At 46.1% G+C, this 13,349-nt stretch carries 10 protein-coding genes; 1 reads left to right on the plus strand and 9 read right to left on the minus strand.

From position 1 onward, the window contains the following. Positions 1-26: 26 nt before the first annotated feature. The 8 genes from N774_RS18230 to N774_RS18235 all read right to left on the minus strand — a co-directional run bounded on the left by N774_RS18230 (position 27) and on the right by N774_RS18235 (position 10,768). Complete coding sequence (locus tag N774_RS18230; RefSeq protein ID WP_024860836.1) at positions 27-1,049, minus strand: leucine-rich repeat protein; 1,023 nt, start codon at positions 1,047-1,049, stop codon at positions 27-29. A 108-nt stretch (positions 1,050-1,157) separates the two neighbouring features. Then, entirely contained in the window at positions 1,158-2,594 is a 1,437-nt protein-coding gene (locus N774_RS0108500; RefSeq protein WP_024860837.1) for a TrkH family potassium uptake protein, read from the minus strand. Positions 2,595-2,614: 20 nt separating this feature from the next. After that, entirely contained in the window at positions 2,615-3,973 is a 1,359-nt protein-coding gene (gene trkA / locus N774_RS0108505; protein WP_024860838.1) for a Trk system potassium transporter TrkA, read from the minus strand. A 287-nt stretch (positions 3,974-4,260) separates the two neighbouring features. Further along, positions 4,261-4,503, minus strand: a complete 243-nt coding sequence (locus N774_RS0108510) for a hypothetical protein (protein ID WP_024860839.1) — start codon at positions 4,501-4,503, stop codon at positions 4,261-4,263. Further along, positions 4,500-5,165, minus strand: coding sequence for an HAD family hydrolase (locus tag N774_RS0108515; RefSeq protein ID WP_024860840.1), 666 nt, complete (start codon positions 5,163-5,165; stop codon positions 4,500-4,502). Before N774_RS0108515 ends, N774_RS0108510 begins: the two co-directional genes overlap by 4 nt. 330 nt (positions 5,166-5,495) lie before the next feature. Then, positions 5,496-6,950: a glycogen synthase GlgA gene (gene glgA / locus N774_RS0108520; RefSeq protein ID WP_024860841.1), complete on the minus strand. Its 1,455-nt coding sequence runs from the start codon at positions 6,948-6,950 to the stop codon at positions 5,496-5,498. Positions 6,951-7,403: 453 nt separating this feature from the next. After that, a complete protein-coding gene (locus N774_RS0108525) occupies positions 7,404-8,942 on the minus strand; it encodes a DUF6056 family protein (protein WP_024860842.1) in 1,539 nt (512 codons plus the stop codon). 401 nt (positions 8,943-9,343) lie between these two features. Further along, entirely contained in the window at positions 9,344-10,768 is a 1,425-nt protein-coding gene (locus tag N774_RS18235) for a glycoside hydrolase family 16 protein (protein WP_196231542.1), read from the minus strand. A gap of 291 nt (positions 10,769-11,059) precedes the next feature. Between N774_RS18235 and N774_RS0108535 the strand changes: the two genes are divergently transcribed. After that, positions 11,060-11,722, plus strand: a complete 663-nt coding sequence (locus N774_RS0108535) for a hypothetical protein (RefSeq protein ID WP_024860844.1) — start codon at positions 11,060-11,062, stop codon at positions 11,720-11,722. Positions 11,723-12,120: 398 nt separating this feature from the next. Here N774_RS0108535 and N774_RS0108540 read toward each other — a convergent pair whose 3' ends face one another. Continuing rightward, on the minus strand, positions 12,121-13,281 hold the full coding sequence (locus N774_RS0108540) for a phosphoglycerate dehydrogenase (RefSeq protein WP_024860845.1): 1,161 nt from the start codon (positions 13,279-13,281) through the stop codon (positions 12,121-12,123). Positions 13,282-13,349 lie beyond the last annotated feature (68 nt).

The raw sequence follows: 13,349 nt of genomic DNA on the forward strand, positions 1-13,349 counted from the left end.
CCTCTCCGTTTCGTTCGTCTCAGGGCTCAGCTCTGCTTCATGAAGTCCTCAAAGGATTTCTTCACACCTGTGCCTGTTGAAGTATATGCGTAATAAGAGAGGATATAGCTTGCGTCTACCGCATTTATAGCCTTGTTTTTGTCAACGTCTGCTATAGTGAAAATAGGTCCGTTAAAGCTTGCTGCCTTGCCTGTAGAGGTATTGGCATACTCTGTTAGGACATAGCTGGCGTCAACAGCGTTTACAGCTCCGTTATTGTCAACATCGCCCATACTGTAGACTATCTGCGGATCATGAGTTGTGGTAGTAACAGTGGTAGTCGTCACAGCTGTTGTAGTGGTCGTTGTGGTAGTAGTTGTTGTTGTCGTTGTAGTTGTAGTAGTGGTGGTAGTTGTTGTATCTACAGCAGGTGCACTGCCGATAGGAGCTGTCCTGTAGCCGTACTTATTGGCAAACTCCTCTGCTGTAGAGCCGCTTGCGCACTCGACAACGCCGCTGTAGCTTGCAGTGCCGTTTCCTGCCACATTGCTTATGGTCTCCTTATCGAGATTGATATCGCAGCTGCTATTGCGTATGGTTATCTTTTGCAGGGAAGAACAGTTCCTGAAAGCGCCCATGCCTATTTTCGTGCATGATGCAGGCACGTCAATGCTTACAAGCTGAGAACAGGAATCAAAAGCTCCTCTTGATATCTCCTTTAAGCTGTTTGGCAGCTTTATGGACGTAAGCTGCGGGATATCGGCAAATGCGCAGGCACCTATCCTTGTTATGCCGTCACTTATCTCCACAGAGGTTATCTTCTTCTTCATACCTGACCACGGCGTATTATGGCTCATTTCCCAGTTATCCATATCTCCCGAGCCAGAGATAGTGAGCTTGCCGTCCGTATAGTTCCATGTTGCGTTATCTCCGCAGCTGCCCGACGCAGCCACTATACTGTCATAGGCAGATATACCGCCCATATCCACTGTGACCGCGCACACATTTGCAGCAGAAACAGCTCCCACACATATTGCAGCCGATACAGCCGCAGCAACAAATTTTTTCATGTTAAATTCCTCCCATTTTAACTATTTTACAGCAAACGGCAATATCCTTTGACGTTCACTATATTAATAAGCAGCGGAGCGTCCCCACGCTCCGCTGCATTATCACCGTCATCTTCTTCTCGGAACGAAAAGCATTATAAGTGGGTATATCTCCAGACGTCCCAGAAGCATATCAAAGCAGAGAACTACCTTTGAGAAGGCGTTGAGACCGCCCAGATTTCCCGCAGGACCGAATCTTCCCACACCGAAGCCGATATTGTTCATACATGTTATTACCGCAGACGCAGATTCTTCAATGGTGAAACCGTTGAGCGTTACCAGCAGGACTGATATACACATGAGCATGATAAACAGTATAAAGTAATTGCTTACTCCGCGCACCACGTCCTTTTCAACGGGCTTGCCGTCCATTTTGACAGTGGATACCGCACGGGGATTTGTGATGTATTTCAGTTCCTTGATGCCTGTCTTGATAAGTATCATTATACGGGATACCTTCATGCCGCCGCCCGTAGAGCCTGCACACGAGCCAACGAACATGAGCATCAGCAGCAGGGTCTGTGAGAATACGGGCCATTTCGCCGTATCCGTAGTGGAGAAGCCTGCCGAGGTTATGGTGGAAGCCACCATAAAGAAGGTATGCCTCAGTGTATCGCCCACGCCGTCATAGAGCTTGTGGACATTTATTGCGATAATAGCCGTTGCAGCTATGATAACTCCGAAATAGGTCCTTACCTCCTCATTCTTGTAAGCCATTGAGAACTTCTTTATTATGAGGTAATAGTAAAGGTTGAAGTTTACGCCGAAGAGTATGATAAAGGTCGCCACTACCATTTCGATGTATACGCTGTCGTAGTGACCGATGCTGTCTCCCCATATGGAGAAGCCGCCCGTACCTGCGGAAGAGCAGGCATGTATAACAGCGTCATACAGCGGCATGCCGCCGCAGAGCAGCAGTATAGCCTCCGAAACTGTAAGTGTGATGTATATTCCGTAGAGTATACGTGCAGAAAAGCTGGATTTCGACACCAGACGTCCCACCTTGGGTCCCGCGCACTCCGCACGCATCATGTGCATTGTACGGGCATCGTTGCTGGACATTATGGCAAGCACGAACATGAGGACTCCCATACCGCCCAGCCAGTGGGTAAATGCTCTCCAGAAAAGGCATGAGCGCGTCATTACCTCAACGTCATCCAGTATAGTCGCACCTGTAGTGGTAAAGCCCGAAACCGTCTCGAACAGAGCGCTTGGGTAGTCGGGTATCTCCCCCGATATAACGAAAGGCAGAGCGCCTATGCAGGACATGGTTATCCATGAAGCCGCAACGCTGACAAAGCCCTCCATAGAATAGACCTGATTGTTTTTCGGCTTTATGATAGTAAAGCCAACTCCTATCGCCATAGTTATAAGGAAAGGTATGCCGAAAGAAGCAACAACGTGGTCTTCCCCGTAAATAAAGCCCACAATTATGGGAAGCAGCATGAAAAGTCCCACGACCTTCAGTATCTGACCCATAATGTATGATATCATTCTGTAATTCATATTTAGCCTGAGTGCACTCCTTAATCAAAGATATTGCTAAGGTCGTGCATACCCTTAGTAGTGGTTATTACCACAACGCTGTCGTTTACCTGTAAGCAGTCATCGCCCTTGGGGATAATGAGCTCGTTGCCCCTTACGATACTTGCGATAAGGATACCGCTCCTGAGCTTCAGCTTTTTCAGCGGAACGTCAACGTAGTCCTTTTTGTCGCGGACAACGAATTCTATAGCTTCCAGTCTGTCATTCACAAGTCGGTACAGTGTAGTTACGTTGTTTCCCAGTGAGTTCTGTTTTGCACGGACATACTGGAGTATCTGGCTTACTGTTATAGTCTTTGGCGAGATGATACTGTCAAGGTCGAGAGTGTCCGAAAGCTGCATGAGGGACATTCTGTTTACCTTGGTGACCACCTTGTCCACGCCGTTGTTCTTGGCAAGAAGTGAGAGAAGTATATTCTCCTCGTCGATACCTGTCAGAGTGACTACGGCGTCTGCGTCGTAAACGCGCTCCTCCTCGAGTATATCATGGTCTGTACCGTCAGCGCATGAGATATCCACCTTGTTGAGCCTGTCGGAGAGCTCCAGACAGCGGTCACGGTCTATCTCGATGATCTTGACCTTTACGCCCATTTCGATGAGCTGCTGTGCCAGATGATAGGCAACTCGTCCGCCGCCTATAAGAACTGCGGATTTTACGCGCTTTTCGCGGTAAGCAGCACTTATGCTCTTGAAGAACTTGACCATATTGCTGTGAGAAGCGGTCATGTGTATCTTATCTCCTGCACGGAGCACGAAATTACCGTTGGGGATAGTGAGCTCCTCGCCGCGCTGAACTGCGCAGATGAGCACGTCCAGTCTCATACGCCTTGAAAGCTGGCTGAGAGCCACGCCGTCAAGAATACTGCCGCTGGTTATACGTATCTCCGCAAGGTCAACTCTGCCCTTGGCAAAGGACTCGATATTGATAGCCTCGGGATAGCGAAGCACCTTTGCTATCTCATTGGCAGCGTTATAGTCGGGGTTTACCATCATGCTGATGCCAAGCTCCTCACGCATGAATACCAGCTGCTTGTCAAATTCGGGACTGCGGACACGGGCGATACAGTGACGTGCGCCCATTCTCTTGGCAATAAGGCATGACAAAATGTTTACCTCGTCGGAAGCTGTAACGGCAATGATGATATTCGCCTTAGCCACATTAGCCTCCTCAAGCACCTCAGTCTGCAGGCAGTTGCCTACAATGCCCATTACGTCGAAGTCGTTTGAAGCAGCCTCAACAAGAGATTCTTTTTTGTCGATTATGGTAACATTGTGTTCATCGCTGAGGACCTCGGCGAGAGCGCTTCCCACCTTGCCGCAGCCTACGATTATAATATCCATAACTCCTCCGTAAAATATATAGGTTAAAATGCTGTTATATGCAGATATAATTATTCAATATAATTATAATCCTACTATATACTTTTGTCAATATTTATTTAGCCATTAGCCTTTAGCTTTTAGCTTTTAGCCGTTAGCCTGTTGTAGGGGCGCACAGTGTGCGCCCGTATATGAAACCTTAAGCACGTGGGCGAACAATGTTCGCCCCTACATGGATTCATCATATTTATTGCATAAGGCACGGACTGCCAAAGGCAGCCCCTACACTACTCACTACTCTCTACTTTCTACTCTCTAAAAGTATCCTCCAGCCATTTTATCATGGCGTCGAAGCCCTCCTGTGTATTGTCGAACTCCGCTTCGTGTTCTATCTCAGCCTTCATGGAGCACAGTCTGCCGTGCCATGTCATGCATTTCAGCTTCTCGCCGTTGCATATCTTATAGGAAAAATCGTCCTTGCTGCCCGAAAAATCATTGCCGCTCTCGAAGTAATAATACTTTGGTATCTCAAATATCTCGGAAACGCTCATACTTCCCTGCTCCTCTCAAAATACTCCACCGCCATGTCAAGGCTGTCATAGACCGCCGCCAGCATGGGCTTTATCTCCTCGTCGGGAGGCGTCATATCGGGTATCATTATGGGGTGGCAGCCTGCTGCGTATGCCGCCTTTATACCGTTTGGCGAATCCTCGAATGCGGCGCACTCCTGCGGCGGGATACCAAGCTCCCTTGCAGCTGTCAGGTATATATCGGGAGCAGGCTTTCCTGTCTCCACCATATCTCCGCATATGACCGCCGAGAAGTACTCAGCAGCACCTATCTTTTGCAGATATTCCGTTGTTCTGTTCCGCGGAGTAGCCGTAGCCACAGCCATTTTTATGCCATTGTCCCTTAGATAGTCCAGAAGCTCAAACAGACCTTTTTTTACTTCAAGACCGTGTTCGTTTATGTAATCACGCATAAGCTCGGTTCGGTGAGCCCTTATATCCTCGGTAGGACAGTCCTCGCCCAGAAAGCTCTTAATCTTGGGTATGGAGTATTTTCTCGCCATACTGCGGATAGCGTAGACGTGCTCGGGCTTCATGTCGTAGCCGAAGTCCTTAGCCGACAGTATCCAGAATTTGAGATAGAGCTTCTCGGTGTCTATCATAAGACCGTCCATATCGAATATTGCGCCTTTGAGTTTATTCATCAAATCTTCCTTTTTAATTTGTAGGGGAGCCGCCCTCGGCGTTCCGCAAGTGAGTAGTGAGTAGAAATTAGAGAGTAGTGTAGGGGACGGCGTCCTCGACGTCCCGAAAATAAATATTCACCAATGGGCGGTCGGGGACGCCCGCCCCTACAATGGGTCATTTATGGTTTTGTGTTAATTAACGGGCGCACGGAATGCGCCGCTACAGTTTGTCATTTATAATTCGTCCGCGCAGGAGGACACATTTATTATGAATTATGCATTATGCATTGAGTAAGAAAGCAAGGGCGGAAAGAGTTCCGCCCTCACACCCTATATGTTTTAGAATTATTACCAGTTTATCATCCAGCTGTACATGCCCTCATACTGACGGGCGGAGCTGTTCCATGAGAAGTCCTGCTCCATAGCACGCTGTACCATAGCGTCCCACTGTTTGCGGTAGTCGTAGTATACCCTCTTGGAGTAGTTTATCGCATTTAGCATCTCGTCGCCGTTGAAGTTTGCGAACGAGAAGCCGTTGCCTGTTCCGTCGAACTCGTTATATGGAGTAACTGTGTCCTTTAAGCCGCCTGTTTCGCGTACTATAGGCAGAGTTCCGTAGCGGAGCGCGATGAGCTGAGTAAGTCCGCAGGGCTCAAACAGCGACGGCATGAGAACTGTATCCGCTGCCGCATAGAGCTTATGGGCAAGGTCGTCGTTGTAGAGTATATTCGCGGAAACTCTCTCGGGGTACTTCCACTGATAGTGCCTGAACATATTCTCGTACTTTGGGTCGCCCGTTCCGATTATTACGAACTGGGTATTCTCGTCGCAAATACGCTCCATAGCGTAATTCACAAGGTCAAGTCCCTTCTGGTCGGTAAGACGTGATATTATGCATATCATGTACTTGTCCTTATCCACGGGCAGACCCAGCTGCTCCTGGAGCTTCGTCTTGTTCTCGGCTTTTTTGCTCTTGAAGTTCTTGGCGTTGAAGCTTGCGAATATCTTATCGTCGTTTGACGGGTCGAACACCTTATAGTCTATGCCGTTGAGGATACCTCTCAGTGAAGCCGATCTTGCACGGAGAAGTCCGTCAAGCTGTTCGCCGTAGAACGGGTACTTTATCTCCTCGGCGTAGGTCTCGGACACGGTAGTGATGTAGTCCGCATAGACCAGACCGCCCTTTAGCATATTTGCGTCCTTGTGGAACTCCAGCTTATCCGATGTGAACATATAATCGGGCAGAGCCGTGTTGAATCTGAAAGTTTCTATATCCCATACGCCCTGGAATTTCAGGTTGTGTATAGTCATTACAGTCTTTGTGGCACTGTAAAACGGATTTGTGGCAAAAGCCGTGTGCAGGAACACTGGGATAAGTGACGCCTGCCAGTCGTGGCAGTGTATGATGTCGGGACGGAAGCCTATAACAGGCATGATAGCCAGTACAGCCTTGCAGAAGAATGTGAATCTCTCGATGTCCCATTTTAGGTCAGATGAATATGGAGTGTCGCACTTGAAGTAATACTCGTTGTCCACGAAATAGAACGTGATGCCGTTGTACTCATACTCCATTATGCCGACATGGACCCCCTCGCTTCTCATGCCGTAATCCATATAGAAATGGTGAACGTACTTGAACTCGCTCCTGTACTTTTCGGGTATGCAGGTATAGTAAGGCATAATAACTCTTACGTCGTAATTCTTTTTATCGATGTACTGCGGAAGTGCGCCAACTACATCAGCAAGACCGCCTGTTTTTATAAAAGGTACGCACTCTGAAGCGGCGAACAGTATATTATTCATAGCATATCTCCTTATCAGTTATTTGTTACAGCCCTTACCTGTAACCTCACTTACTATTATATACTAATTTCAATGATTAGTCAATACAAAAATATGAACATTGCACTAAGAGCAGAAAAAATAGGAAGTATTGAATCGAGAATGTTGTGCCGTAAGCGAAAGCAGATCAACGTTATCGTACAGAGTCAGCAAGCTTGCGAGCGACAACGTGGTCAGGCGGCGCGGACACCGCGCTATTAACAATAGTATTATTCCGAATTTGTACGTTTAGTCCGTTAATTGTAAACATTTTATGAAATTCAACGTATTCACATTGAAAAAAGCTCCTTTCCGCCCTATGGGTGAAAGGAGTTGTAAACATAGAAAAAACAGGACTTTACAACATGACAAAGACAGAGAATGTTCAGACTTTCATTTCTCCACCTTTATTTCTGAAAACATCGGATAGTTGCTTTATTGATCCTCTACCGATTCTTCAGCATCTGTTCCATAATAAGCTGCCATCCAGTCTGTGCGATAAGATGATGAAACGAGGTATGATTCTCCCGGAACGAACCTGTTTGGGTTTATATCAGGATAATGTAAATATGCTAGCTCAATTTTATTTGATCTTATAAGACTGATATGCTGCTGCTCATATACCCGATAATCGTCACTCCACTTTTTGTATTTATACAGATCAGAACAAAGAAGAACACAAAGTACCATTATCGTCGTCGGCAGTAACTTTCCATAGATTTTATTTGTTTTTTCCTTGACTGTCTCTATCTTTTCATTCAGCTTATCATTATTCTTTTTCATGAGAAGAAGCACTATTGCAGAGCCTAAGATCATCAGAACGCCGATAGCTATACTGAGCGGAGCAGAGAAAGACGGAAAAAATATGAAAGCAACACCTTCTACCATAATGGCAATAACACATATGTGAAGCAAGATCGGAAATAGTAAGCTGAAACGTTTATAAATACTTACGCAGGAGCAAATTGCAGTTGAAATTATGAGGAGCTCTGTAAAATAGAGTGCTCTTTCCGAACAAATACCAGCCAAACTTAGTGCAATTACATTGCTCAATCCTACAAGATACGGTATATATATACGCAGCTTATTTTTCCATGAAATTGTCTTATCACCAAAGTAACAAGCCAGCATATCGAAGAAAATCAGCAAATTTAATATAATACACTTTTTGCTCAAATACAATACATTTATTTCCGACACTGAAAAGATAAATTGAACACTTATTTTGATCTGTTCTATCTCCTCACTCCGAACACGATTTCCCGGTGCAAGAACGACAAAACAGATCCCTGGGATCAATACCAGCAAATATATAAATAAAAAGAAATATTGTTTTTTGGGTAAGAAAGGCATAAACAAGATAATAGCAACAGCAAGCATACCACCTGTTGTTTCATTTGTTGCTGCCGAAAACATGAACAATGGAATAATACATATTTTCTCCAAAAATGAAGCTTTATCGTATCTGCAAATAAGCCAGCTTATGCAGCCAAGAAACGGGACTGCCATCCACATATAGTTTATCGAACCCGATAACCACAGAACATTATCGCCAAATGCGAAACAGAAAAAAAATGTCATCAATGTAATGATTGGATACAGCCATTTGTTTTTTGAACCCGAAAGTTCTCTTGTAATTCGATATAAAAACCAGCATAAAAAAGGATACATCAGTGAATTGCATACATTATAGATATTCTTGTTAACAGTCAAAAAGCAATAGGTAAGAAAATGTGGGATCACTCTTCCACCGCTGAGATTATAATAGTTTTGCATAGAAGTAATAATATCCCCTAATGAACGGACACGTTGCGTATTATTGTGAGGGTAAAAAGCATCCCAAACGAAAAAAAAGTGCCAATCATCTGAAATGTATGGACATAACATACTGTATATAAAAATGATAACTACCGTAAAAAAAGCAGTTACAGCATAAACATATATATTTTTTCCTGACTTATAATCAATCTGCATAAGTTTTCCTCCCGTTAAAAGAACAGATTATTTCTTTATCTTATTCTCAAATGCCTATTATGAGACTGACAAATTGTACACAAGCAAAAACAGCATGGATTTATTAAAAATTTGTTTACTGTCATAATTATTTTAAATCATTTCAGTCAAAATGTCAAGTATAGCCAAAAAACAATAACGCTGCGCACCTTACTTTGTGACAAAATCCAACAGCAATCACAAGAAAAGCTATTTTAAGATTCAAGTTTTTTTACCAGACTTAACGCAAAAATGGATCCCCTACAAACGGAAAATCCAGTTTTCATCGTGACCTACGGGCGCCGAAACGGCGCCCTGCAGATCTAATCACTATGCACTAATAACTGATCACTCGCGGGCAGATAATATCCGCCCCTACACTGCTATGACCATTTTATATCGTACAGTGTTACCTCATGGGCGCCGAGGGCGGAAGCTCCGTCGATGTTTCCAAGCTGGAACTTTATATCCGCCGACATATCCTGCCCGAATGTCACATCGAAGCTGTAGTGCTTCTTCTCGGGTGTAACCGTCAGCTTTTCATCAAGATAGCGAGTATAGGAGCTGTCCTCCACTGTGACCACCATGCTTCTCTCGGCTGTGGAGCTCACGTCGAATTCAAGGGTGTGCTTTTCCCCTGCTTTGACCTCTCTGCCGCGGAGCAGTCCCATTACTGCGTATTCCAGCTCTCCCGCATTTGTTATATTGACAGTGGTGCAGCCAGATTTATTGCTGACTGTGGCTTCTGCGCCCTCGATGTAATTATCCAGAGTGAGGGAGCTCATCTCCGTGGGAGCAAAATCGCTGCCGTCCTTTTTGTATACGCGGACGTAGTCTATATCGAAGTTCTTGCTGCCGTCTGCGAAAATGCTGGGGTCTGCGTGAACTCCGTCGATGCCGTCAAAGGCTCCGCCAACTGCAAGGTTGAGTATGATATAGAAGTTCTGGTCAAAGGGCGCAGGGTACTCAAAGCCCTCGGAATACCAGTCTGTCTGAGTGCTGTAGAGCTTACCGTCCACGTACCAGCGTATCTCGCCGCTTTCCCACTCTATGCTGTAGGTATGCCAGTTCTGAGTGCCGTCGCCGTCTGCGAAAAAGTAGTCCTTGGTGAGGTACTTGTTATTGGGCCATGCCCCGCCGAAATGTACAGTACCGCATATCTTTTCGGGGGTGCTGCCCCAGCCCTCCATAATGTCTATTTCACCCGATGAAGCCCAGCCGCCGTAGGCGCTGTCCTCGGGGAGCATCCATATTGCAGGCCACAGGGACTTGCCCGAGTCGCAGCGAGCCTTTACTTCTATTTTTCCGCCGCATACCGAGAACTTGTGCTGAGTGCTGAGTCTTGCGGAGGTATACTCGTAGCTGCCCTGCTTCTCGTCTGTCCAGTTCTCTTTCTTTGCGGCTATAGTGAGAACGCCGTCATTGACTGTGGTATTCTGTGAGGTGTAGAACTCCTGCTCGTTGTTGCCCCAGCCCCCTGTGACATAGTTGCCGCTGTCGTCCAGCTTCCAGTTGCCCAGCTCGTATGACCACTTCTCCATATCAAGGGCAGTGCCGTCAAATTCATCGCTCCACAGGAGAGTATAGCCCTCCTCAGCAGGCCGTGCATCACCTTTGCCGAGAATAAAATCGCCGAGTCTTTTCAGCTCTGCGGCGGAAGCTCCGCCTTTGCGAGCCTCTACCATGTCGAATATATTCACAGCACCGTCGCTGTTGTAGTCCATATCTATGCTGCTGTCTGCATATACAGACGCGGGTATCGAAAGCAGCAGCACAGCAGCTGCCGCAAAAGAACATATCTTATTCATTGATATACCGACCTTTCCTGTTATCATGCCTTAATTCTAACATTAATAAACGGCTGTGTCAAGGAAAAGCAGGCTTTTTTCTGTGCAAATGAACTACTTTTGCTTGTATTGTAGCAGGAAATGATTACATTTCGATAACTTTTCACCGAATTGCTTGCAATATGGGAACATACGTGATATAATGTGTAATGTCAGTGCTTGGAAAGCTCTGACAGGGGTGAAGGATAATCGTATACATCATATATCGCTGTTCACCTTGTGTGTACAGCACTCACTTTCATGGAGGTTTTTATGAAAAAGGTTATTACATCTATAACAGTATGCTCACTGGCAGTATGTGCACTCGCTTCATGCGGAAGCTCCGCAAAGAGCGGCGAAAAGATCATAGGCAAATGGGCTATGAGCGATCTCAGCAATGCAGGCGCAGGTGTTGAGGGCGGCGGCATCATTTTCTCAGACAACGGCAAGGGCTCTGTATATCTTGATACATCAAGTCTGCTCCATTTCAGCGATGACGGACTTGTCGTAAGCGAGACTACTCTCTCAAAGGACTATATCAAGGAGAGCGGAGATACTCTTACAGTTGACGTTATGGGAAATGAAATGATCGGTCTCACAAAGCTTGAGAGCAAAACAGGCTACGACGGAAAGTATTCTCTGAAGAGCGGTATCCTCTACGACAGCATCGTTCAGGGTATGGAGAATCAGGGCGGTTCTTCCTTCAATAAGGACGACCTTGACATCACTATCGACTTTGACGGTTCTAAGAGCGAGGTCGTATTCAACGATCTCTTTACTTACACAACAAGCGGCAAGAAGCTTACAGTTTCAGGCTTCTCAGGCTTCCTCGACGGCGGTGACGGCAAAGAGGCAAAGGCTGAATTCAAGGTAGACGGCGACACACTTGAACTCAAGGACGCAAAGTCTACAGAGACTCTTACAAGAGTTAAGTAAGCATAAACCGATATAAAAATATAAGCCATAATATCTCTGAGCACATTCAGCTGATATTATGGCTTTTGTTTTTAGTAAGTAGTGAGTAGAAAGTAGAGAGTAGTAGGGGCGATGCCTGCATCGCCCCGCGGTTTGTGCTTATTATGTCGGGCTGATGTGGGCATCAGCCCCTGTTAGGAGATTATCCGCCCGAGCTGTTAGCCTTTAGCCATTAGCTGTTAGCTTGTAGGGGCGCACACTGTGCGCCCGCAAATGCATAACATCAATCATGACACGGGCGAACACTGTTCGCCCCTACAATTCTACTTTCTACTTTCTACTCACTACGCACTACTCACTTAAAAGAGAAACGGCGCTCCCGAAACAACGGAAGCGCCGTAATTATTTATGATTGTATCTTATCTGATAACTCTTACTCTGATAACGCCGTCAACTGCGTTGATCTTGCCCTCAACTGCAGGAGGTACATCGCTTGTAACGTCGAGCATTGTGTAAGCAAAATCCTTCTTGGAAGCGTTTACCATGTTCTCGATGTTGATGCCCTCGTTGCCTACTACTGATGTGATAGAAGCAATAGTTGTAGGAACGTTCTTGTGGATAATGCAAACCTTTGTGCCTACTGCGTTCATTGAAGCGTTAGGAAGGTTTACACTGTTCTTGATGTTGCCGTTCTCGAGGTACTCGATAAGCTCCTCGGCAGCCATAACAGCACAGTTGTCCTCGCTCTCGGGAGTAGAAGCTCCGAGGTGAGGGAGAACGATAACGTCCTCAACGCCGAGAACTACATCGTCAGCAAAGTCTGTAACGTACTTAGCTACCTTGCCCTCAGCGATAGCCTTTACAACAGCCTCGCTGTTGATGAGCTCGCCTCTTGCTAAGTTGATAAGACGAACGCCGTCCTTCATCATAGCGATCTGCTCAGCATCGATAGTGTTCTTTGTCTGAGGAGTGTAAGGCATATGAATCGTTATGTAGTCGCTGTTAGCGTAGATATCGTTGATATCTGTAACGATCTTTACAGAAGGCTCAAGGTGGAGAGCAGCGCCGACTGAAAGGAATGGGTCATAGCCGATTACCTTCATGCCGAGAGACTCAGCAGCGTTAGCGATCTTGCCGCCGATAGCGCCGAGACCGATGATACCGAGAGTCTTGCCTGCGATCTCAGGACCTGCGAACTTGGACTTGCCGCCCTCAACAGTCTTGGGAGCATCAGGTGTGCCCTTCAGTGAAGCAGCCCATGAAGCAGCCTCAACGATCTTTCTTGAAGCAAGGAGAAGTGCGCAGATAGCAAGCTCCTTAACAGCGTTTGAGTTAGCGCCCGGAGTATTGAATACGCAGATACCCTCCTGTGCGCAGCGCTCAACAGGGATATTGTTTACGCCTGCGCCTGCACGAGCGATAGCGAGGAGATTGTCGCCGAACTGCATGTCGTGCATCTTAGCCGAACGAACCATGATAGCGTCGGGATTAGCTACCTCGTCTGCTACTGAGTACTTGCTCTTGTCAAAAATATCTGTGCCGATAGCTGATATCTTGTTTAATGTCTGGATCTTGTACATTTCAGTAAACCTCTTTCCTATTTATTAGAGCTTAAAGCTTTGAAACAATTCCGAATTCAGAATTTGAA

This window comes from Ruminococcus flavefaciens AE3010, from assembly GCF_000526795.1.
GTDB lineage: Bacteria > Bacillota > Clostridia > Oscillospirales > Ruminococcaceae > Ruminococcus > Ruminococcus flavefaciens_D.

What these genes read in the sequence shown, in the direction of transcription:
- N774_RS0108500 (WP_024860837.1), bottom strand. Translation starts at nt 2,594, where the DNA reads ATGAATTACAGAATGATATCATACATTATGGGTCAGATACTGAAGGTC.
- glgA (WP_024860841.1), bottom strand. Translation starts at nt 6,950, where the DNA reads ATGAATAATATACTGTTCGCCGCTTCAGAGTGCGTACCTTTTATAAAA.
- N774_RS18235 (WP_196231542.1), bottom strand. Translation starts at nt 10,768, where the DNA reads ATGAATAAGATATGTTCTTTTGCGGCAGCTGCTGTGCTGCTGCTTTCG.
- N774_RS0108525 (WP_024860842.1), bottom strand. Translation starts at nt 8,942, where the DNA reads ATGCAGATTGATTATAAGTCAGGAAAAAATATATATGTTTATGCTGTA.
- trkA (WP_024860838.1), bottom strand. Translation starts at nt 3,973, where the DNA reads ATGGATATTATAATCGTAGGCTGCGGCAAGGTGGGAAGCGCTCTCGCC.
- N774_RS0108510 (WP_024860839.1), bottom strand. Translation starts at nt 4,503, where the DNA reads ATGAGCGTTTCCGAGATATTTGAGATACCAAAGTATTATTACTTCGAG.
- N774_RS0108535 (WP_024860844.1), top strand. Translation starts at nt 11,060, where the DNA reads ATGAAAAAGGTTATTACATCTATAACAGTATGCTCACTGGCAGTATGT.
- N774_RS0108515 (WP_024860840.1), bottom strand. Translation starts at nt 5,165, where the DNA reads ATGAATAAACTCAAAGGCGCAATATTCGATATGGACGGTCTTATGATA.
- N774_RS0108540 (WP_024860845.1), bottom strand. Translation starts at nt 13,281, where the DNA reads ATGTACAAGATCCAGACATTAAACAAGATATCAGCTATCGGCACAGAT.
- N774_RS18230 (WP_024860836.1), bottom strand. Translation starts at nt 1,049, where the DNA reads ATGAAAAAATTTGTTGCTGCGGCTGTATCGGCTGCAATATGTGTGGGA.